Annotated in this window: 15 protein-coding genes; 7 read left to right on the top strand and 8 right to left on the bottom strand. The window is 62.5% G+C overall.

Annotated elements, in window-relative coordinates; translation table 11 throughout:
• Position 1 precedes the first annotated feature (1 nt).
• The 3 genes from R3E82_05780 to imuA are packed head-to-tail and all read right to left on the bottom strand — an operon-like array spanning position 2 to position 5533.
• Positions 2-3208 carry an error-prone DNA polymerase gene (locus R3E82_05780; protein ID MEZ5550378.1) on the bottom strand — a complete coding sequence of 1069 codons (3207 nt, stop codon included), beginning with the start codon at positions 3206-3208 and terminating at the stop codon, positions 2-4.
• Positions 3192-4655 (bottom strand): DNA polymerase Y family protein, encoded by a 1464-nt coding sequence (locus R3E82_05775; protein ID MEZ5550377.1) that lies wholly within the window; start codon positions 4653-4655, stop codon positions 3192-3194. Before R3E82_05775 ends, R3E82_05780 begins: the two co-directional genes overlap by 17 nt.
• 17 nt (positions 4656-4672) lie before the next feature.
• Positions 4673-5533, bottom strand: coding sequence for a translesion DNA synthesis-associated protein ImuA (gene imuA / locus R3E82_05770; GenBank protein ID MEZ5550376.1), 861 nt, complete (start codon positions 5531-5533; stop codon positions 4673-4675).
• A gap of 342 nt (positions 5534-5875) precedes the next feature.
• Here imuA and R3E82_05765 point away from each other — a divergent pair, with 342 nt between their 5' ends.
• A complete protein-coding gene (locus R3E82_05765) occupies positions 5876-7114 on the top strand; it encodes a DUF222 domain-containing protein (GenBank protein MEZ5550375.1) in 1239 nt (412 codons plus the stop codon).
• 57 nt (positions 7115-7171) lie between these two features.
• Here the strand turns inward: R3E82_05765 and R3E82_05760 are convergent, their stop codons facing one another.
• The 4 genes from R3E82_05760 to R3E82_05745 all read right to left on the bottom strand — a co-directional run bounded on the left by R3E82_05760 (position 7172) and on the right by R3E82_05745 (position 11326).
• The gene (locus tag R3E82_05760) at positions 7172-7708 is read right to left on the bottom strand and encodes an RES family NAD+ phosphorylase (protein ID MEZ5550374.1); all 537 of its coding nucleotides are present in this window, start codon (positions 7706-7708) and stop codon (positions 7172-7174) included.
• Positions 7705-8181 carry a hypothetical protein gene (locus tag R3E82_05755; GenBank protein MEZ5550373.1) on the bottom strand — a complete coding sequence of 159 codons (477 nt, stop codon included), beginning with the start codon at positions 8179-8181 and terminating at the stop codon, positions 7705-7707. The genes R3E82_05760 and R3E82_05755 overlap by 4 nt, the downstream gene beginning before the upstream one ends.
• A gap of 117 nt (positions 8182-8298) precedes the next feature.
• Positions 8299-9633 (bottom strand): UDP-glucose/GDP-mannose dehydrogenase family protein, encoded by a 1335-nt coding sequence (locus tag R3E82_05750; GenBank protein ID MEZ5550372.1) that lies wholly within the window; start codon positions 9631-9633, stop codon positions 8299-8301.
• 52 nt (positions 9634-9685) lie between these two features.
• Positions 9686-11326, bottom strand: coding sequence for an acetolactate synthase large subunit (locus tag R3E82_05745; GenBank protein ID MEZ5550371.1), 1641 nt, complete (start codon positions 11324-11326; stop codon positions 9686-9688).
• A gap of 58 nt (positions 11327-11384) precedes the next feature.
• Here R3E82_05745 and gorA point away from each other — a divergent pair, with 58 nt between their 5' ends.
• The 4 genes from gorA to R3E82_05725 all read left to right on the top strand — a co-directional run bounded on the left by gorA (position 11385) and on the right by R3E82_05725 (position 16587).
• Positions 11385-12743 carry a glutathione-disulfide reductase gene (gene gorA / locus R3E82_05740; protein MEZ5550370.1) on the top strand — a complete coding sequence of 453 codons (1359 nt, stop codon included), beginning with the start codon at positions 11385-11387 and terminating at the stop codon, positions 12741-12743.
• Positions 12744-12767: 24 nt separating this feature from the next.
• Entirely contained in the window at positions 12768-14201 is a 1434-nt protein-coding gene (locus R3E82_05735) for an alkaline phosphatase (protein ID MEZ5550369.1), read from the top strand.
• Positions 14202-14262: 61 nt separating this feature from the next.
• On the top strand, positions 14263-15951 hold the full coding sequence (locus tag R3E82_05730; GenBank protein MEZ5550368.1) for a sodium:alanine symporter family protein: 1689 nt from the start codon (positions 14263-14265) through the stop codon (positions 15949-15951).
• A 72-nt stretch (positions 15952-16023) separates the two neighbouring features.
• Positions 16024-16587 carry a YkvA family protein gene (locus R3E82_05725; GenBank protein MEZ5550367.1) on the top strand — a complete coding sequence of 188 codons (564 nt, stop codon included), beginning with the start codon at positions 16024-16026 and terminating at the stop codon, positions 16585-16587.
• Between the two features lie 27 nt (positions 16588-16614).
• Here the strand turns inward: R3E82_05725 and sppA are convergent, their stop codons facing one another.
• Complete coding sequence (sppA, locus tag R3E82_05720) at positions 16615-18423, bottom strand: signal peptide peptidase SppA (GenBank protein MEZ5550366.1); 1809 nt, start codon at positions 18421-18423, stop codon at positions 16615-16617.
• A gap of 123 nt (positions 18424-18546) precedes the next feature.
• On the opposite strand from sppA, the gene R3E82_05715 reads away from it, so the two are divergent.
• Entirely contained in the window at positions 18547-20190 is a 1644-nt protein-coding gene (locus tag R3E82_05715; GenBank protein MEZ5550365.1) for an acyl-CoA synthetase, read from the top strand.
• Positions 20191-20309: 119 nt separating this feature from the next.
• Positions 20310-21677: a UDP-N-acetylmuramoyl-tripeptide--D-alanyl-D-alanine ligase gene (gene murF, locus R3E82_05710; protein MEZ5550364.1), complete on the top strand. Its 1368-nt coding sequence runs from the start codon at positions 20310-20312 to the stop codon at positions 21675-21677.
• The last annotated feature ends 19 nt before the right edge of the window (positions 21678-21696 follow it).

The following is a 21696-nucleotide window of genomic DNA, read 5'->3' as shown; positions in this document are numbered from 1 at the left end:
CCTAGCGGAAATCCCTCGATCTGAACGGGCCCTGGCCGGGGCCTGGCACGAGCTCCGCCAGGAGCCGGGTGACATCTTCGATGTGACCGGACACCAGGTGGATGACCTCCTTCTCGCGCTCCACCACCCCTTTGATCCTGAGCAGCTGACCCTGGAGCAGGGCGGCCCGGAAACGCTCGAGCACCGAAGTCCAGACCACCACATTGGTATTGCCGGTCTCATCTTCGAGGGTGACAAACATCACCCCGGAGGCCGAACTCGGCCGCTGGCGACCGGTTACCAGACCGGTCACCTGCACCAGCTGCCCATGCCGGCAGGCCACCAGATCCGCCGCCCTGCGGCTGCCGCCGACCTCGGGATGATCACGCAGCAGTGCCATGGGGTGAGGCCCTAAGGTGAGGCTCGTGTAGCGGTAGTCGTCGAGCATGTCGTCCGCCGGTGTGGGCGCGGGAAGCTGGATGCCGGGGCCAGGCTCCGCCACCTGAGGCACCGCATCGGGCGGGTGCCCGGGTTCCACAGGCTGTTCCAGTGCAACCGGCGGTTTGATCCCGGCCACTTCCCAGTGCGCCTGATAGCGATGACCGGCCAGCGCGGCCAGGGCGCCGGACCGCGCCAGAAACCGCAGCTCCCGGGTATCGAGAGCCGCCCGACGCGCCAGATCCTCAGGGTCCCTGAAGGGGCGTGCACTTTCGATGCGGCGGCCGGCGGCCTCACTCAAGCCTTTGACCATGCGCAGGCCGAGGCGCAGTCCAGGGGCAGACAGGCATCCCGGCGCTGTCTCAGTGCCTCTGAGCAGCCGGTGATCCCAGGTGCTTTCCTGCACATCCACACCCAGCACCGGCACGTCGTGGCGGCGCGCATCCTGCACGAGCTGGGAGGGTGAATAGAAGCCCATGGGCAGGCTGTTGAGCAGACCGCAGTAGAAGGCGGCGGGGTGGTGACGCTTGAGCCAGGCGGAAACATAGACCAGCAGGGCAAAGCTGGCTGCATGGGATTCGGGGAAGCCGTATTCGCCAAAGCCCTGGATCTGCCGGAACACCCGCTCGGCAAAATCCCGGTCGTGCCCCCGGGCCAGCATGCCGTCGATGAGCTTCTGCTCGAAATGCTCAAGCCCCCCCTTGCGACTCCAGGCGGCCATGGCCCGGCGCAGCTGATCGGCCTCGCCACCGCTGAAGCCGGCGGCCACCATGGCGAGCTCGATCACCTGCTCCTGAAAGATCGGGACCCCGAGGGTGCGCTGCAGCACCCGGCGCACCGCCTCGCTCGGATAGACCACCGGCTCGAGGCCCTGTCGACGCCGCAGGTAGGGGTGCACCATGTCGCCCTGAATGGGCCCGGGACGGACGATGGCCACCTCGATCACCAGATCATAGAAGTGCTGGGGCTTGAGCCGCGGCAGCATGGCCATCTGGGCACGGGATTCCACCTGGAACACGCCCACGCTGTCGCCCTGCTGCAGCATCTGATAGGTCGCCGTATCCTCGGCGGGAATCGTGGATACGGTGAGCGGCGGCGCCTCCGGCCGCAGTTCATTCACAGCGGCCAGCGCCTTGCGGATGGCGGTGAGCATGCCCAGGGCCAGCACGTCCACCTTGAGCAGACCCAGGGCTTCGAGATCGTTCTTGTCCCACTGGATCACCGTGCGCTCGGGCATGGTGGCGTTTTCCACCGGCACCAGCTGGGCCAGCGGCCCCCGGGAGATGACAAAGCCGCCGACGTGTTGTGACAGATGACGGGGAAAGCCGAGGATCTCACCCACCAGCTGCAGGAACTGCCCGACCACCCGGCTCTCTGGATCCAGGCCGGCACCGCGCAGGCGGGCTTCGAGTTCGGCCGGCTTGTCCCACCAGGACAGGGAACGCGCCAGCAGGTCCACCAGATCGGGACTCATGCCCAGGGCCTTGCCGACATCGCGCACGGCACTCTTCGGACGATAGGTGATGAGGGTGGCAGCAAGTGCCGCACGATCCCGGCCGTAGCGCTTGTAGAGATACTGGATCACTTCTTCGCGGCGCTCGTGTTCGAAATCCACATCGATGTCCGGCGGTTCGTCCCGCTCCTTCGACACGAAGCGTTCGAACAGCAGATGCATACGCGCCGGGTCCACCTCGGTGATGTGCAGGCAGTAGCAGACTGCGGAGTTGGCCGCCGAGCCGCGTCCCTGGCAGAGGATGTCGCGGCTGCGGGCAAAGGCGACGATGTCCTGCACGGTGAGAAAGTAATATTCGTAGCCGAGTTCCGAGATGAGGGCGAGTTCCTGCTCGATCAGAGCACGGGTATCCGCCGGCACTCCGCCAGGCCAGCGCTCGGCAGCGCCGGCCAAGGTCAGCGCTCTGAGATAGTCCTTAGGGGTGAGGTGGGGCGGCACCAGCTCTTCCGGATATTCATAGCGCAGTTCGTCCATCGAGAAGGTACAGCGCTCGGCGATGCGGCAGGACTCCTCGAGCATTTCCGGTGGATAGAGTCTGCCCAGTGCCTCGATCGGACGCAGGTGGCGTTCGGCATTGGCAAAACCCCGGCTGCCGAGCTCGGCCACGGACGTTTTCAGACGTATGGCGGTCAGCACATCCTGCAACGGCTGCCGCTGCGGTGCGTGACAGTGCACGTTGTTGGTCGCCACGATCGGCAGTTCGAGACGCATCGACAGGGTCAGTGCGTTGGCCGTCTTGTCGAGATCGCGGGATTCGTGAAACAGCTCCAGAGCAATCCACAGTTCCGGGAAGCGCCCCAGCAGCGCCTTGCCCTGCAGCATGAGAGCCTCGATGCCGACCGGCTCCGGCATCCACAGCGCGAAGCATTCGCTCACACCCCAGTCGAGATCCTTGAGGCTGAGGCGGTAAGTGCCTTTCGGCGAACGCCGGCGCAGCCGGGTGATGAGACCGGCGAGCTGTCCGTAGGCACTGCGGTCGGGGGCAAGCAGCACCAGCCGCAGACCTTCCTCGAGCACGAATTCGGCCCCCACGATCAGATCGATGCCCCATTCCTTGGCCGCCATATGGGCCTTGACCAGACCGGCGCAGGAGCATTCGTCTGTGATGGCGATGGCGCTGTAGCCCAGTTCCGCTGCACGGGCGACCATCTCCTCGGGATGAGAGGCGCCACGCAGAAAGCTGTAATTGCTGATCACGTGCAGCTCAGCAAAGGCCTGGGTGAAGGAAGAGTCAGGCCCTGATTTATCAGGCCCTGATTTATCAGGCAAAGTAGCCATGCAGATACCAGCGCTCGGCGGCGTCTTCAAATACCCAGCATTGCGCACCGTTGACATGACGGGCCACGTAATAGTCCCGGTGGACAGCCTGCTGCCACCAGGCCGTCTGGATCCGTTCCGGCCCGCGCAGCAGGGTGAGATGTTCAGGTTCGACGGGGCAGGGGGGATCGAACAGCCACAGGGGCAGGGCGCTTGTGGACTCAGTCACTCGCTCCGTGCGCGAACGCTCCGTGCGCGGACGCTCCTTGCGCGGACGCCCTGTATCCGGTCGCACGGGACGCCAGGCCCGCTCAGGCACCTGCTGATCGTTGACCGAAATACCCCGACAGGCATTGCGGCCGAGGCGCGCACTGAGTTCATCGAGCAATCCCGCAAGTGCCTCGGCTTTCAGGCCGGAGGGCTCCGGATCCGTGGGCAGCAGCTGCAGCAGACTGCGACTGTCACTCTGCCAGGGCTTCAGACGCTCGGCTTCGAGACCGATGGTCAGGATGTCCCGGGGCAGGTCCATGCGATCAAGTTTGAGCCGGGTGATATTGAGGAAGGTACGCCGGCTCTGCACCACGCCCGCAAAATGCACCGGCAGGATGACCGCACCCCGCGCACTGTGATCCGCAAAGCGCCAGAGCAGCCGTCCCGCGCCGAGCTGACGGCCGACCAGCCAATGGGCCAGTTCATCGAGCAGTCGCTGCATGGGAAACAGCAGCGCTTCCTTGTCTGTGATCGGCTCCAGCAGATGGCGCTCGCGCCGGAAATCGGGTGCCGGCCGGATCGACAGGCGCGGGTCTGGCACGCGGCCACTCAGGCGATCGAGGAAGTTGAGCAGTTCCTTGCCGAAGCGTTGCCCGAGCTCGGCCCGTGGCAGATCGAGCAGGGGGCCTAAGGTGTGTATGCCCATGTTGGCAAAGCGTTCGACGGCATCGGCGGCACCCGGGAGCCTGGCCTGTGCGAGGGGCACTCTTTTAAGGTGCTGCTGCTCGAGTTCAGCTCGCGCCAGAACCATGGCGGCCAACGGGGTGTTCGCCGTGCGATGTCGAACTTCGTGGCCGAGCGAGGCACAGGCCTCGGCCACCGCCCGGACCAGCGTCGCGACATTCCCGAACAAGCGCAGACTGCGACTGATTTCGAGCAGCAGCCCATCCGGCGGCTCCAGACTGACCTCGGCACTGAACCGGTAAAAGGTCTGCGCCAGCGCCTGGAGACGCTCCTGCTCCCGGGCTTCATCCCGCTGCAGGGATTTGAGGTCGGCACAGATGCTGTGGGCCGTGGCCAGAGTAGTGCCGGGGCAGATCCCGGCCCGCACGGCGGCCGCGTTACGGTCCAGTACCCGGTTGTCTTCCAGCAGTACTGCCGGGGTTCCTGATCTGTCTCTGTCTCCGCCTCCACCTGCATCGGCCTCGTCGAATACCTCGAGGCCCAGATGGGGGAACTGCAGCGCCAGCCACAACATGGATCTCCACCCACCTGTTAATGAGTAACGGGCCGGCGCGCCGGGTCCGGCTTCTTACCGGAGGAAGAAGAAGGAATGACATGCAGGACCCTCTCCCGACCGGCAGGTGCGGAGGCAGCACCCCGCCAGTGTCGCCACAGCGACAACTGCTCGTGGATCTCCGCCGGGCTGCACGACTCACCGAACTGCACAGGAATGGACGCCACCGGCCAGCCGCCGCGACGCTTGCAGATACTGACCTCGGCCCCCGACATCGCCCCCGCCAGGCCGACCACCGGGCGCATGGCCAGGCGCAGTTCCGCCATGGAGGGTAGCGCCGCCGCCGAGCCCGGCCGGAAAAGGCAGGAGAGGGTATTGCCTTCCCGGGCGGCCAGTTGCAGACGCCGGGTGTCGGGCACCGTCAGCTGCCGCTCATCGAGCCAGGCCAGCACCGCACTGCAGGTACCCGACCGGCTCGCCCGCTCCAGGGCCCAGAGTGCGTCTTTGTGTTTCTGTTGTTGTTTCTGCTGCTGTTGTTTTTGCTGCGGTTGAGGTTGCGCGTGCTGCTGTCTCGGCTGCTGTGGCCTCGGATGAATGAGCAGGATCCGGCTGATGTCGATACCGGCCGCGCTGAGGGCGGGTGCATAAGGAATGAACGGCGGGTTCACCCAGGCGATCCAGCGCATCTGCTGACTCAGGGTGCGCAGGGCGGGCAGCAGCAGCCGCAACTCGCCGATACCGGCAGTATCGAACAGCAGCTCGCTCAGCCCGCCCCGGGGCCAACCGCCGCCCGGCAACTGCGCGTCCAGTTCGGCAAAGCCGCTGGGCACCGTCTCCGGAGGGCGCCTCAGATCCCCCGCGCGCCACAGATCCGGATGGTCGAGCAGATGATCGGGCACTCTGCGGGCTTCTGACCCATGTGGCTGCCCATGTGGCTGCCCATGTGGGTTTGTCGAAGCCTCGCTCGGGCTTCCGGCATGGGATCCGGTAAAAGAGTCGATGACCATTTGATACTGTACTTCCATACAGGGGGTCGATCAGGTTAACTGTATATATATACAGTATCAAGGGGCACTTACAAGAGGCGCTTAAAAGGTATGGATGAATCCTGCGAAAAATACACACGCGCGATCTGAAAGATTGATTTCTGTTCATTTGGTCAATAAAAACATTGGGTTTTCGTGAGGCCAGGCGTAAAATACTGTATTTATATACAGTTATGATTTCGTCAGGAGAAGCCCATGTCGCACTACACGCCGATTCCCTGCGCCGAGTTCCTTGAGTCTACCGATCGTCTGTCTCCCATCGTCCGCCTCGGGCCGATTGATGACCTGGAGTCGGCCCTCGAATCGAGCTGGCTCGATGTCTCCAGAGCGACCTATCGATTCCTCTCTCTGCTGCGCGAGTTCGATCTTCGGCAAGGCTGGAAGGGCTACGGTTGCACCGATTGTGCCCAGTGGCTGGACTTCAAGCTGAAGCTGTCTCGGACCACCGCGCTGGAGAAAGTTCGAGTGGCCAAGGCGTTGTGGTTCGTGCCGCGGATCGATGCGGCGTTCAAAGCGGGCGAGTTGTCTTATTCCCAGGTCCGGGCGCTGACCCGGGTTGCGGATGCGTCGAACGAAGCCGATCTGCTCGCCTATGCTCGAACGTCTACTGCGGAGCAGCTCGAACAGTGCTGCCAGCGGTTGCGGCATGGGGATGAACGTGGCGGCCAGCAGACAGGTCGACATGATCATGAAGCGCGGTCGGTATCACTGTATCCCCATTCCGGCGAGATTGTGGTGAAACTGCCGGCCGAGGCATTTGCGTTGGTTGAGCAGGCGTTGGCGCAGATTGTGGAGACGCTGCCTGAGGATCCTGCGCGACCGGCGGCTGCAGCGAGGGCGGATGCGTTTATGGAAGTGTTTTTTCGGTCGAGGGCAGCAGGCGCAGCCTCGGACGACTCCGCGCCAGGAACAGCAGACAAAACGACAGATGAGGAAGCGGGCCCGTCGTCTGGCAGCTCAGCGGAACTTCCCGCCTATCAGGTTCTGGTCCATGTCGATGCCCAGGCGTTGTCCGGCACTGGTGGAGAATCCGACCTGCCATTGCCGACCATCCGGCGCCTGTGCTGCGAAGGCTCTCTGGTGCCGATCCTCAAAGACGGAAATCGTGTGCTGGATGTGGGCCGCAGGCAGCGCACTGTGCCGACCGCCATCCGCCGCGCGCTGGCGGCACGGGACCGCAGTTGCCGATTTCCCGGCTGTCATCACACCCGCTGGCTGGACGCACACCACATTCAGCACTGGTGCGACGGCGGTGCAACCTCGCTCGACAATCTGATCCTGCTCTGTAGTCATCATCACAAGCAGATGCATGAGGGTGGGTTCCAACTGCGGGCTGCTGGGGACGGCTTTTACTTTGCGCGGCCGGATGGGCGGCCGATTGAGCAATGGGCTTCAGCGGAAGATCTCACGCCGTCTTCAGCGGAAGACGATTAGATTCTGTGAAGGGGTAATACCCCCAAGCATCGGGCGCTGGTTTCGATTCCAACCGAACTACCCCCAGTACCACTCATCGAAAGTCTCGATGGCCACCAGGCGTGCACGGCTGCGAGTGGAGGCCGGGAACCAGGCCAGCTCGCGTCCAACCCCGTCCACAGTCTGGGCAGACCGCGCACGGACACCGCGCAGGCCCTGATCCTTTACCCGCACGCCGATCGGCTGGCAGCGGGCGTGCGGCACCACCCTGCCTGCGCGATCAACCGGATAGGTTGCCGGCAGATCCAGGGCAGCAATCCCCGCCGGTGTATGGGCGTCGCAGACCGTCTGATCCCGGGGCAGCAGGGCGGCTGCCAGCACCGGGCCCGTGTCCGCGCGCAGATCTTCCGGCTCATAAGGCCAGCGGGCGATGAACCGACGCAGATTGTGCCGCGCGGTGACCTGATCTTCATTCAGATAGAGTGTCGGAAAGCTTTCCGGAGGATTCCAGCGCCCGCCGCGCGTCCGGGCATAGTCCGGGTCCAGGGGATCGGACCAGACAGCTTCGGCGATGCGCCACCAGCGCCAGCCGTTGGGCAGCAATTCGGTGATCACGGAGCGTCGGGAGGATTTCCGAATTCAAACATCCCCCGGCAGGCGGCCAGCACGGCGCTATAGGCCTGCCGTTCGAGCAGCGCCAGCAGGGTGGAGCCATCCAGGGCGGGGGCAGGACGCCGCACGATACCCGGAATACGGTCGCGTTTCAGATGATGCACCAGCAGATCCGTGGCGGCCGCGAGATCGGCAATGTTTGCGGCACGATCCGCTGGCACCCCCTGATCGAACCATTTACTGATGGCCTGCCGGCTGACGCCGAAGATGCGCGCGGCATCGGTCTGATTCAGATCCCATACCGCCAGCACCCGCTTGAGCGCATCGGCATTGCGGTGTCGGTCCAGATGTTCGGAAAAGGCGTCCAGCCAGTCCGAATGCTGGCCCTGAGCCCTGATCAGGCGGGCGGCGGCCGCCTTCGGGTCGAGTCGGCCGACCTCGTCGATCCACTCCATACGATCCGCGATTGAACCCATGGCGCTGTTCCTCAGGCATCCACTCCTTCAGCGCAACCTTATGTCAACCGCAACCTTGTGTCAACCGCAACATTCGGCTGTCTGTCTGCGGCTATGGCGCACAGGGGTGGTAACAGATCAGAGGCTGCGGGCGCCTCTGCCAATCGCGTAATGGATCAGCCCCAGCCGCTTGAGCATGGACGGGTCGTACAGATTGCGGCCATCAAACACGACCGGTGTCTTCAGCAGCGCCTTGAGCTGCTCGAAGTCCGGGCTGCGGAACTCGTTCCACTCGGTGACCACAATGAGAGCATCCGCGCCTTCGAGAGTCGCATCCCGCTCATTACAGAGCATAAGCGCAGGCTGTGCGGCATAGATGCGTTTTGCCGCGGGCATCGCGACCGGATCATAGGCACGCACACGCGCACCCGCCGCAAAGAGCAGATCCATGATGGCGCGGCTCGGCGCTTCGCGCATGTCGTCCGTGTTGGGTTTGAAGGCCAGTCCCCAGAGGGCGAACGTCCTGCCCTGCAGATCTCCCTTGAAGTGCCGCTCGAGCTTATCGAACAGGACGCGTTTCTGAAGTTCGTTCACCGATTCCACACTCTGCACCAGGGCCGCCGGGTGACCGGTCTCCCGGGCGGTATGGATGAGCGCTTTCACGTCTTTTGGAAAACAGGAGCCCCCGTATCCCGTACCCGGATAGATGAAACTGTAGCCAATCCGCGGATCAGAACCGATACCCCGACGCACAGCTTCGATATCCGCACCCAGCCGGTCCGCCAGATTGGCCAGTTCGTTCATCAGGCTGATCCGGGTAGCCAGCATGACGTTCGCCGCATACTTGGTGAGCTCGGCGCTGCGCACGTCCATGTGCACCACCTTGTCGTGGTTGCGATTGAAGGGTGCATACAGCTCATCGAGCACCCGGGCGCTGTCTTCGCTGTTGGACCCGATCACGATCCGGTCCGGCTTCATGAAATCGCCGATTGCCGCACCTTCCTTCAGAAACTCAGGATTCGAAACCACATCGAAGGTGAGATCTCTGCCACGTCCGGTCAGCACTTCCGCAATGGCGGCGCGTACCTGATCCGCAGTTCCGACCGGCACCGTCGACTTGTCGACGATGATCTTGTGTTCAGACATACGCGCGCCAATGGTGCGGGCCACGCTCAGCACGTGGCTGAGATCGGCAGCGCCTTCTTCGTCAGAAGGCGTACCCACGGCGATGAAGAGCAACCGGCCATGATCGACTCCCAGATCGAGATCGGTGCTGAACTTGAGGCGACCGGCCGCACTGTTGCTGCGCACCAGAGATTCGAGGCCTGGCTCGTAGATGGGAATGCGGCCCGCCTCAAGCGCGGCGATCTTCGCTGCATCTATATCCACACAGAGCACCGTGTTGCCCATTTCTGCAAAACAGGCGCCGGTAACGAGACCGACATAGCCGGTGCCGAACAGGGTGATTTTCATAAGGTGATTCCGACGGCTGCTTCCAGTGGAACGTAACGAACAACTCTCTCGGTCAGACCATGGCCTCGATAACAAAGGGGCCAGGGGTGGCGAGACTTTCCGCAAGGGCGCTGTTGAAACCCGCGGTGTCGGTCACTCTGCGACCGGGCACCCCCATGCCCTTTGCCATGTCCACCCAGTTCAGATCGGGGTGGGAGAGATCGAGCATGCCCATGGCCTTGGGCCCCGGGTTGTGGGCGCCGACCCGCATGAATTCCACCTGCAGAATGGCGTACTTGCGGTTCGCAAACAGTACAACCGTGACATCCAGGTTCTCCCGGGCCATGGTCCACAGCGCCTGGACCGTGTACATGCCCGCACCGTCTCCCTGCAGCGTCAGCACCCGCCGGTCAGGACAGGCGACCGCCGCACCCACCGCCGCCGGCAGACCCATGCCGATGGCGCCACCGGTGAGATCGAGCCAGTCGTGGGGCGCGCTGTTTGCCGTGAGTCCTGGAATCGCGAAACCGGAGGTCGCCGCTTCGTTGACCACAACGGCGTGCTCGGGCATCAGGGCACCCAGGGCCTGGGCGATAGTGACCGGAGTCAGTTCACCCCGGGCGAGTTCCGGTCGTTTGAGTTCTGCAAAGGTGGGCTTGATACCTGCCGCACCCACACCTTCCACCACCGCCTCGAGTGCGGCAATCACATCCTCACCCGGCATTGCCAGCGGATGCACCTGACAACCTGTGGGTGTGAGTTCTGAAGCCCGCCCGGGATAGGCGAAGAAACTCACAGGGGCTTTGGTATCGACCAGAATCAGATGCTCGACACCGGCCAGCGCCTCCTCGGCCTGCTCGGCGAAGTAGGGCAGGCGTCCCAGATCCACCCGTCCGGCACCCCGGGGGATTCGACCGATGAAGGTGTCACCGAGCAGCCGTGCCCCCGTCTTCTGCGCAATGCGGCTGGCCAGCCGCAGTCCGGCGTCGGTGACCCCCAGACCGTTGATCAGCAGCGCACAGGGCTTTCCTGAAACCAGCGCCCGGATACTGGATTCGATAGATTCCGCGTTGGCGCTGGTCAGGGCTTGCGGACGCAGCGGTTGCGCCGCTCCGGAAGCCGGATTCCAGGCCGTGTCGGCGGGCAGAATCAGAGTGGCGATCTGGCCGGGCGGCTGCATCGATGCCTGAATCGCCCTGGCGGCATCTGCCGCGACGGTATCCGCGGACTCGGAGACATGGATCCACCCGGACACCGGGCTGGCGAAGCCCTGGATGTCCGAGGTGAGCGGGGCATCGAGTTTACGGTGATAGGTTGCATGTTCGCCGACAACGTTGACGATCGGTGTGCGAGCGCGGCGGGCGTTATGCAGATTGGCCAGGCCATTCGCCAGCCCCGGGCCGAGGTGCAGCAGAGTACAGGCGGGTTTACCCGCCATACGCCCGTAGCCGTCGGCCGCACCGGTCACGACACCTTCGAAGAGGCCCAGAATCGCCCGCATGCCCGGTTCCTTGTCGAGGGCGGCTACGAAATGCATCTCCGAGGTGCCGGGATTGGTGAAACACACTTCCACGCCCGCATCGACAAATGTCGAAAGCAGGCTCTGGGCGCCATTGATGTCTGCCATGGTGAGTCCGTCGCCAGAGTTGAGCCGGCAGTGTATGTGCCGCCTGAGCGCCTTGGCAACGGCCGCGCCTTCGAGTGTCGTGAGCACTTTGCAATCCCCGGATCATCCTTTACGCTCCGGGCTCTTCCAGGTACCCCGGATTCTCATGACCTACGACTATGACCTTTTCGTGATTGGCGCTGGTTCAGGCGGCGTGCGGGCCAGCCGGATCTCGGCAGGCTACGGTGCCAGGGTGGCCGTTGCTGAAGACCGCTACCTGGGCGGTACCTGTGTGAATGTAGGCTGTGTGCCGAAGAAACTGTTTGTCTACGGATCCCACTTCTCGGAGGAATTCGAAGATGCGTCGGCCTACGGCTGGGATGTCAGCACTCAAGGCGTCGACTGGCCACGCCTGCGGGACAACAAGACCCGGGAAATCGAACGTCTCAACGGCATCTACGCAAACCTGCTCGACAATGCCGGTGTCGAGCGCATATGGGGTACCGCCCGTCTCGCCGATGCCCATACTGTGGTCGTAGGGGATAAGACCTGCACGGCGGAACATATTCTGATCGCCACGGGCGGCTGGCCGGTAACGCCTGATTTTCCCGGCAGCGAACACAGCATTTCATCCAACGAGATGTTCTACCTCGACCGGCTACCGGAGCGCGCGCTCATTCTGGGTGGGGGTTACATCGCCGTGGAGTTTGCCGGCATTCTGCAAGGTCTTGGCGTGAAGACCCAGTTGCTTTATCGCGGTGAACTGTTTCTCCGCGGCTTCGATGACGGCGTGCGTCGGTTTGTGAAAGAGGAAGTCGAGCACAAAGGTATTGAACTGCGCTTCAACGACAACATCGAGCGCATCGATCTCGATGGCATGGAGCGGGTGGTCAGACTCGAAAGCGGCGCCGAGATCCGCACAGATCTCGTGCTGAGCGCCATCGGGCGGGCGCCCAAGACCGCGGGGCTCGGCCTGGAAGCTGCAGGGGTTGAACTGTCCGCCTCCGGCGCAATCAGGGTCGACGAGTACTATCGGACATCCGTGCCGAACATCCTTGCCATCGGCGATGTCACCGACCGACTGCAACTGACACCAGTCGCCATTGCGGAAGGCATGTGCATTGCGAATAACCTGTTTACCGATCGACCAAAGCGCTCGGTCGACTACGAGAACGTAGCCACCGCCGTGTTCTGCCAGCCCAATATCGGCACAGTCGGGCTCACGGAAGAACAGGCGCGTCAGCGCTACCCCGAGCTGCAGGTGTTCGAATCCACCTTCCGGCCCATGAAACATACCCTGACCGGACGTCCTGAACGCACGCTCATGAAACTGCTGGTCAACGGTGCGGATGATCGGGTTGTCGGCGCCCATATGGTTGGCGCCGAGGCGGGGGAAATCATTCAGGGCATTGCCGTGGCAATAAAGGCGTGTGCAACCAAGGCGGACTTCGACGCCACCATCGGCATTCATCCCACCGCAGCCGAAGAGTTCGTAACCATGCGCACACCGCGCGCTGCAAGTTGAATCACCATGCGACGAGAATTCAATATGACAACCAGCCTCCGCCAGCTCGCTTACCTCACAACCCTCACCCTGTTGTCTGCCTGTGCAACCCTGTCCGGCACAGACGCCAGGGTTGGCAGCCGCGCAGCAGCAGACAGACCGCACAACGTGATTCTGTTTCTGGGTGACGGCATGGGGGTTTCCACCGTGACCGCCGCGCGTATCTACGCGGGTCAGCGTCGCGGCGCCAGTGGCGAAGAGTATGTTTTGCCCTTTGAAACCTTCCCCAATGTCGCGCTGGTCAAAACCTACAACACGGACAGCCAGGTCGCAGACAGCGCGGGCACCATGTCCGCCATCATGACCGGAGAGAAAACCCGCATCGGTATGATCAGCGTCGGCCCTGACGCCGCCCAGAATGATTGCGCCGCAGGTCTGAAATATTCACTGCCAACACTGCTGGAGGCAGCAGAGGACGCGGGCCGCGCGACCGGCATCGTTACCACAACCCGCATCACCCATGCGACACCGGCGGCCACCTACGCGCACAGCCCCAACCGCAACTGGGAAGTGGACTACGCAATGCCGGCGCAGGCGCTCGAAGACGGCTGTCGTGACATTGCCCGGCAGATGATCGAGTTTTCCCACGGTGACGGCATCGACGTGATGCTCGGCGGGGGCAGATCCGTATTTACGCCAGCCGGACGCGCCGATCCGGAACACGCGGACGCGGCCGGTGTGCGCAAAGATGGCGTCGATCTCATTGAGGCCTGGCTCAAGGCGGATTCGCAGAGGAGGTACGTCTGGAACCAGGCGCAGCTGCAATCCCTGGAATCCTCGCCGGGTCAGGTACTGGGTCTGTTCGAACCCTCCCACATGAATTTCGAGACCGATCGTGCAGGCGATCCCGCCGGCGAGCCCAGCCTTGCGGAAATGACCCGGCTGGCGATTTCCCGACTGCAGAAGACAGGCAGCGGGTATTTTCTGATCATTGAAGGGGGCCGCATCGATCACGCCCACCACGACGGCAATGCCCACCGCGCCCTTGTTGATGCCGCAGCCTTCGCCGATGCGGTCGAGGTCGCCATGGAACTCACCGATGAAGACGACACACTGATCATGGTGACCGCAGATCACAGCCACACGCTGACCATCGGCGGCTATCCGGAGCGCGGCAATCCGATTCTCGGCAAGGTCAAACCGGCGCTGGGTGCGGAGGCCGTCGACCTGGAGGACCGACCCTTCACCACTTTAAGTTACGCGAACGGCCCCGGCTATCAGGCTTCCCTGCGTGATCTCACAGACGTGGACACCACGGAGCCCGACTACCGGCAGGCCGCCACCATACCGCTGGAGATCGAATCACACGGTGGTGAGGATGTGGCCGCGTATGCCCGAGGGCCGAATGCGGATACACTGCGGGGCGTCGTGGAGCAGAACGTGCTCTACGAGGTGCTCAGAGGCGCGCTGTTCAACTGATGCGAAGATCGGTATTCGAACCGGCAACCACCCTTAATAAAAACAACAATCCGGACGTGGCATGCAGTTATTTGAATCCCTGATCATCTTCCTTGACGGATACCTCGGCAGCGCCGTCTACTTCCCGTTCCTGCTCCTCGGTGTCGGCGTTTTCTTCACCCTCTACCTCGGCTTCCCGCAGATCCGTTTTTTTCGACATGCCTGGGGCGTGCTGCTGGGCAAACACACGGCGAGCAGCGCACCGGGTGACACATCGCACTTTCAGGCGCTCTCTACCGCACTGTCCGGCACTGTCGGCACCGGCAACATCGGCGGGGTGGCATTTGCCATCTATCTGGGTGGACCCGCCGCACTCTTCTGGATGTGGGCCACCGCGTTTCTCGGCATGACCACCAAGTATGTCGAAGTCACGATCTCACACCGCTACCGGGTAAAAGATGAGGAAGGCCGGATCGCGGGCGGTCCGATGTACTACATGGAGCGCGGGCTCAACATGCGCTGGCTTGCGGTGTTCTTTGCCGTTGCGCTGATTGTCAGTTCATTCGGTTCCGGCAATCTGCCCCAGAGCAACAACATGGCTTCCGGCCTGGAAGCCTCGTTCGGCATACCGACCTGGATATCGGGTGCGGTGCTTTCCATACTCCTCGGACTCGTGATCATCGGTGGCATCCGCAGAATCGCACTGGTTGCCGCCAGCATCGTGCCTTTCATGGGCATCTTCTATGCACTGGGCGCTTTCGCGGTGGCCTTCAGCAACGCGGATCAGATCCTGCCTTCCTTTGCCGCCGTTTTCAGCAACGCCTTCTCGGGATCCGCCGCCACCGGCGGCTTCCTCGGCGCCACCTTCGCCTATGCCTTCAACAGAGGCGTGAATCGCGGCCTGTTCTCGAATGAGGCAGGGCAGGGCTCCGCACCCATCGCACATGCCTCCGCAAAAACCGAAGAGCCCGTGGCAGAGGGTATGGTGTCCATTCTCGAACCTTTCATCGACACGCTGCTGATCTGCACGCTGACCGGTCTGGTCATACTGTCTTCCGGCGTCTGGACTGAAAAATTCGAAACGGCATTCACGACTTTCGATACCGAGATCATTGCCGGCAGCTATTCCGAATCGAATCCGGAACAGGTGGCGCAGCTGTTCGCCCATCTCGATCTGCTACCACCGGCAGATGATCCGGTTAAGAAATTCACTGGCTCGCTGACGGTCACCGAGGGCGTCCTGGCCGGTCCCGAATTCACCATCATTCACAACAGATCGATTGCCGAGGACGTGCGCGTATTCCAGGGTGGTGCACCCTTCACAGGCATCGTCGCGGTCGAAAACGGTAATCTGCAGGCCGCCGATCTCAGCCTGTCCGGTCGTTCGCTGCTGCATTCCGTACCGCTCACCGCAAAAGCGTTTGAACAGAGTTTTCTCGGTGTCTACGGTCAGTATGCGGTAACGATCGGCCTGGTCATGTTCGCTTTCTCCACGGCCCTGGCCTGGTCGTACTACGGCGACCGCGCAGTGACCTATCTCTTTGGACTGCGCTGGGTGCGCTTTTACCGGATGCTCTATGTGGCCGGTTTCTTCTCTGCCACCATCGCGGATACCTCACTGATCTGGCTGATATCAGCCGTCACTCTGGCCCTGATGACCATTCCGAATCTCATCGGCCTGCTGCTCATGCATCGGGAGGTGAAGACGCTGACAAACGACTACTGGCGCAAGGTCAAGGATTCCAGAAACACCCGGCGGGAGTCAGGTTGAGGTCAGATTAGGTATAGTTGCCCCGGGGAAGGGCGGAACTTTTTGATTACACCGACTTATGGAGGGGAAACCATGTCACTGAAAGTCACTTTTGAGCTGGAAGACAAGGATCTGCGCTATTTCCGCGCCAATATCAAGCAGGCGCAGCAGGCGGCTGAGAAACTCAGCGATGACCAGGTGCTCTCCAAAGCCGAAGAAATGGTGAAGGAGGTGAGCGCCGCTTCCGTGCCCCTGTTCGTCCAGCAGCGGGTCGATAAACTCACCGCCCTGATCGAGATGGTACGCGATCCGGAATGGGCCCTGGCCGACAAGGAGCGGAAGAATGTGTTGACCGCCCTGGCATACTTCGCCAATCCCCAGGACATGATCGAGGATTCAATACCCGTTCTCGGCTTCATCGACGATGCCATCATGATCGAGCTGGTCGTCAGCGAGTTGAAGCATGAAATCGATGCATTCGAGGACTTCTGCCGTTACCGTCGCGAGGAGGCGGCCCGCAACCGCAATCCCAACATCACCCGGGACCAGTACATCGAAATGAAACGGCGCGAGCTGCACCAGCGGATGCGCCGGCGCCGCACGAGCGGACGCAGCGCTGGCTCCCGCAGCGCCCGGACCCGCATCCGGTTGTTCTAGAGAGTCCTGCAGCTCAAAAGGCGGACTTCAGCGCAGAAGTCCGCCTGCACTCAGACAGGGCTCGCACAGCGCATAACTCGAAGCCGGATCGTTGAGGCTGTCGATCAGATCCCAACCGGCACGAAGGCGCTGCACGAGCGGATGGGCGGGCAATTCGATGCTTTCTCCCAGCTGCGCCAGAAGCAGTTCCCTGGCGGACATGGGGGTACTCAGATATCTCACCCCGTAGCTTTCGAGTGCCGCCAGCCCGGCCGCCTGCGCTATGGCGTCATCCAGATCGCCCAGATCATCGACGAGCCCGAGGTCGTGTGCCTGCCCCCCCGTCCACACCCGGCCCTGGGCGATCGCATCGACCGCTTCCGGGCTGAGGTCGCGCCCGCGCGCCACCAGGTTGAGGAACTGGGAATAGGTTTCCTCCACATTGAGCTGGAGAATCCGCGACATATCGCTGCTCACCCCTGAGAAGGGATCAAGCGCACGGGACAGCGGTGTGGTGCCCACGCCGTCGGTCCGTACACCGATCTGATCGAGACTCCGCTCGAAGGAGGTGAAGAGCCCGAACACGCCGATAGAGCCGGTAATCGTGGCGGGCTGGGCGAGAATGCGGTCAGCCGTGCTGGCGATCCAGTAGCCACCAGAGGCTGCCACGCTGCTCATGGATACCACCACCGGCTTGCCGGCAAGCTGGGTGAGTTCCAGTTCCTGACGGATCATTTCCGACGCGAAGGCACTGCCACCCGGCGAATCCAGTCTGAGCACCAGCGCGGCCACATCATCATCCTTGCGCGCCGCTCTGATCAGTTCGATCAGCGAATCCGAAGCGATCACACCTCTGGCCCGGCGGCCTACGATAATGGGTCCCTGCGCGGTTACCACCGCGATGCTCGGGCTGCCTGCCACCCCGGGCTCTCCGTCAATCGCGGCCAGGTAATCCTTGAAGCCGATCGCATTGAGATCACCGGCGGCATTGACGCCCACCTGGTCGGCGATCCGGGCCTCGATCGCATCCGGTGTCAGCAGTTCGTCGACCAGATCGTGTTCGAGTGCGACCGTGGCCATATCGCCATAGCGGGCGAGGGCGTCGGGAAACGCCTGGGTGTAAGCCTCAAAGCGGGTTCGATCGATCTTACGATTTCCGATCACCCGATCCCCGTACTGGCGCCACAGCGAGTCGATCATTGTCTGATTGGCGGTACGGGCCTCATCGGACATCCCGGTACGGGTATATGGCTCCACGAATTCCTTGTATTTTCCAACTCGGAATACATGCACGTTTACATCTAATTTTTCAAGTAACTCACTGATATATAGCTGATTAATACCAAATCCCTGCAGCAGCAACTGCCCCATGGGATGCAGGTAGAGGGCATCGGCATAGCTGGCGATCTGATACTGGGCCTGGGAGAAGAACCGTCCGTAGGCAAGCACGCGTTTCCCGGTGGACTGGAATCCGCGGATCGCTTCGCCGATGGACTCCGCATGGGTCGTGGCCACACCCGCCAGCTCGTCCAGATCCAGCACCAGCAGCTTGATCCGCTCATCCTCTGCGGCCTTTTCAATGGCCAGCGTCAGCGACGTCAGCGGCACTTCACCGGTCACACCGTCCATGGCGAAGAATTGCGCAATGGGGTCCCTGATGGACGGCTGATCGACAATGACCCCCTGGGGGTTAAGGATCAGTGCGGCATCCTGCGGCACCGGGATCCCGCCACGGGCAAAGAGGGCGAGCAGCACAAACAGCATGAGCAGGACAAAGAGGCTGTTGGCGAAGAAATTGCGTACTCGCGAAATTCCCCGGGCGAGCTGGGTCCATACACCAGCTTTGGGTTGAGTCATGTCTTTACCAGGTTCCGGATGGATCAGGAGAAAGGATGGCAGGTCGAGGCCCCTTGAGCCAGTGGCGGAACCCTGCGTAGAGTGCGTTCTTTCACATCCGGAGCGCGCCGGCGCCGCTACACCATGACCAGCATCTATGAAAAGGATCTCAACCGGCGGGAAGCGAATTTTTCGGCGCTGAGCCCGTTGTCATTTTTCCGTCGCAGCCGGGATATCTATCCGGATCGACCCGCGGTGATTCACGGCAATCTCACCTACAGCTGGGCACAGAGCTACGAACGCTGTGTGCGGGTGGCCGATGCATTGCGCAAACGCGGCGTCGGACGGGGCGACACGGTCGCCATCCTGGCCGCCAATATCCCCGAGATGTTCGAAGCCCACTTCGCGGTGCCGATGGCGGGTGCGGTACTCAATGCCATCAACACCCGCCTCGACGCACCACTGGTGCGCTTCATTCTGGAACATGGCGAGGCGAAGGTGTTCCTGGTCGATCGGGAATTCGCAGCGGTGGCGGAGGCGGCACTCGAGGGTATGCGCACACCGCCTCTGGTCATCGGGATCGATGACCCCCAGTTCACAGCGGGCGCCGTGATCGGCGAGCTCGACTACGGCGAACTGCTGGCGGAGGGTTCACCCGAAGCGCCCTGGACACTGCCGCCTGATGAATGGGACGCGATCTCTCTGAACTACACCTCCGGCACCACCGGCAATCCGAAAGGCGTCGTTTACCACCATCGCGGTGCCTATCTGAATGCCGTATCCAACGCCCTGACCTGGAACATGGGCGAACACCCCGTGTATCTGTGGACACTGCCGATGTTTCACTGCAACGGCTGGTGTTTCCCCTGGACCCTGGCGGTCAATGCCGGCACCTCCGTGTGTCTGCGCCAGGTTCGCGCCGACGCGGTTTTCCAGGCCATCGCTGCACAGGGTGTCACCCATTTCTGTGGTGCGCCGGTCGTACTCAGCACCCTGCTGGCGGCACCCGAAGCACTGCAGGCCCTGGCAGCGCACCCGGTTGAGGTGATGACCGCGGGGGCGGCACCACCAGCCGCCGTCATTGAAGGTATGGAAGCGCTGGGCATGCGGGTGACCCACGTCTACGGCCTGACTGAGACCTACGGACCCGTGACCCTGTGCGCCTGGCAGAGTGAGCGGTGGGACAATCTCACAGCAGCCGAACGCGCGGACCTCAAGTCACGCCAGGGGGTGCGGGGCCAGATGCTGGAAGGGCTCATGGTTGCCGACCCGGAAACGCTGCAGCCGGTCGCGCAGGACGGCGAGACGCTCGGCGAAGTCTTCATGCGTGGCAACAACGTGATGAAGGGCTATCTGAAGAACCCGACGGCCACGGCAGAGGCCTTCCAGGGAGACTGGTTTCACTCCGGTGATCTGGCGGTATGGCATGCAGACGGCTACATTCAGGTGAAGGACCGCTCGAAAGACATCATCATCTCCGGCGGCGAGAACATTTCCTCCATCGAAGTCGAGGATGTGCTGTATCGGCATCCAGCGGTCATGGAGGCTGCCGTGGTCGCAAAGACGGATGCGAAATGGGGTGAAACCCCCTGCGCCTTCATCGCCTTGAAGCCCGGGAAGACGGTCACTGCAGAGGCAATCCTCGAACACTGCCGCGCCAACCTGGCCCGCTTCAAGGTGCCCCGCTATGTGGTATTCGGGGAACTGCCGAAGACGTCCACCGGCAAGGTGCAGAAGTACCTGTTGCGGGAACAGGCTGAAGCCGCAGCCCCTGTGGCTGGAAGCTGAGCCGGCGCCCGCAGGCCCCGGCAGGGTTGCCCTGGACTGCAGATGCCCGGGCTGCAGATGACTCAGGACTCCGCCGAATAATTGCTGATTAAAACGATAGATTTCATAGGGTTAGGGAGATGACTGAAGTGTTGTGGCACTGGCCTGAGCTGTGCAACGCCCTGGGTGTTGAGGAGTTCGCGGGCCCGGACATCACAGGCATCAGTATCGACTCACGGACACTGGCACCGGGCGATCTTTTCATTGCAATGACCGGGGATCCCGGTCCACGCTTCAATCCGAGCCATCGTTCTGATCGGGACGGTCATGATTTCATCGCCGCCGCGCTGGAGCGGGGTGCGGCAGGTGTACTCAGTCACGACCCCGTCACCCGGGATTGCGCCGAGCTCAAGGTGGACGACACGCTCGAGGCATTGTGGCGGCTCGGTCGCGCCGCGCGGGCGCGACTGACCGGCCCGATCGTTGCAATTACCGGTTCGAGCGGCAAGACCACCACCAAAACCTGGATGTGCACCGCACTGCAGGCCTTCGCGACCGCCGGTTCCCTGAACAACCATCTGGGGGTACCCCTGTCCCTGGCTCGAACACCCCGCACGGCTACGGCTGCCGTTTACGAGATCGGCACCAATCACCCGGGCGAAATCGCACCCCTGTCCGGGCTCGTCCGGCCGGATGTCGCGGTGGTGCTGAATGTGCATCCCGCGCACGCCGAGAACTTCGCGGACCTGGTCGGACTTCGAACTGAAAAACTCAGTATTTATAAAGGCTTGACCGATAAAGGTGTGTTGGTGGTTGAAGATCTCATCGACACCCGCGAACTGCCGGCCACCCTGGCCAGAGTTACCTTCGGCGATACCCCGGGCGCGGATGTCCGGCTGGTCTCCGAGGCAGAAGGCAGTGCCGAATTCGAGATCAGCGGAAACCGGATCACCGCCCGGGTGCCCGGCGGTGGCGGACACCGGGCCCGTTCACTGGCCGCTGTTCTGGCTGTCCTGAAAGTGCTGGATCGGGACCTGGCGGCAGCCCGGAACCTGGATGCAGGCCTGGTGCCGAAAGGACGCGGCAATCCCACCCAGGTCGGCGGCATTACCCTGATCGATGACAGCTACAACGCCAATCCAGCCAGTATGGCGGCTGCCCTGCAGGGTCTGCAGAGGGCAACCGGTCGCCGCTTTGCGCTTCTCGGTGAAATGCTTGAACTCGGCGAAGGGGGAATCGAGCACCATGCCCGCCTGGCCCGGTACTGCAGTGGCATCGATTACGTCTACTGTGTGGGTGCCGGTATGCGGCCATTGAGCGAGGCGCTCGATCCTGCGCACTGTCACTATCAGCTGGTGCCGGATGATGCGCTGCTGGAACTGCTGTGTGCTCGACTTCAGCCCGGCGACACCCTGCTGGTGAAGGGATCGAACCGGGTATTCTGGGCGCGAGGCTTCGTCGATCGGATCATTGCGCGCCTCAGCACGCGCGTCCCGGACAGCGCCTGAGCACACCCGCCCGCCGCTT

The sequence above is a fragment of the Pseudomonadales bacterium genome (assembly GCA_041395945.1).
Taxonomy (GTDB): domain Bacteria; phylum Pseudomonadota; class Gammaproteobacteria; order Pseudomonadales; family Azotimanducaceae; genus SZUA-309.
Note: the sequence above shows the minus strand (reverse complement) of the source record. Positions and strands in the feature narration are given on the sequence as shown.

Excerpts from the sequence above, each read along its gene's own strand:
- sppA (MEZ5550366.1), bottom strand. The coding sequence starts at position 18,423 with ATGACTCAACCCAAAGCTGGTGTATGGACCCAGCTCGCCCGGGGAATT.
- R3E82_05780 (MEZ5550378.1), bottom strand. The coding sequence starts at position 3,208 with ATGGCTACTTTGCCTGATAAATCAGGGCCTGATAAATCAGGGCCTGAC.
- R3E82_05715 (MEZ5550365.1), top strand. The coding sequence starts at position 18,547 with ATGACCAGCATCTATGAAAAGGATCTCAACCGGCGGGAAGCGAATTTT.
- murF (MEZ5550364.1), top strand. The coding sequence starts at position 20,310 with ATGACTGAAGTGTTGTGGCACTGGCCTGAGCTGTGCAACGCCCTGGGT.
- R3E82_05725 (MEZ5550367.1), top strand. The coding sequence starts at position 16,024 with ATGTCACTGAAAGTCACTTTTGAGCTGGAAGACAAGGATCTGCGCTAT.
- R3E82_05735 (MEZ5550369.1), top strand. The coding sequence starts at position 12,768 with ATGACAACCAGCCTCCGCCAGCTCGCTTACCTCACAACCCTCACCCTG.
- gorA (MEZ5550370.1), top strand. The coding sequence starts at position 11,385 with ATGACCTACGACTATGACCTTTTCGTGATTGGCGCTGGTTCAGGCGGC.
- R3E82_05750 (MEZ5550372.1), bottom strand. The coding sequence starts at position 9,633 with ATGAAAATCACCCTGTTCGGCACCGGCTATGTCGGTCTCGTTACCGGC.
- R3E82_05765 (MEZ5550375.1), top strand. The coding sequence starts at position 5,876 with ATGTCGCACTACACGCCGATTCCCTGCGCCGAGTTCCTTGAGTCTACC.
- R3E82_05755 (MEZ5550373.1), bottom strand. The coding sequence starts at position 8,181 with ATGGGTTCAATCGCGGATCGTATGGAGTGGATCGACGAGGTCGGCCGA.
- R3E82_05730 (MEZ5550368.1), top strand. The coding sequence starts at position 14,263 with ATGCAGTTATTTGAATCCCTGATCATCTTCCTTGACGGATACCTCGGC.
- R3E82_05775 (MEZ5550377.1), bottom strand. The coding sequence starts at position 4,655 with ATGTTGTGGCTGGCGCTGCAGTTCCCCCATCTGGGCCTCGAGGTATTC.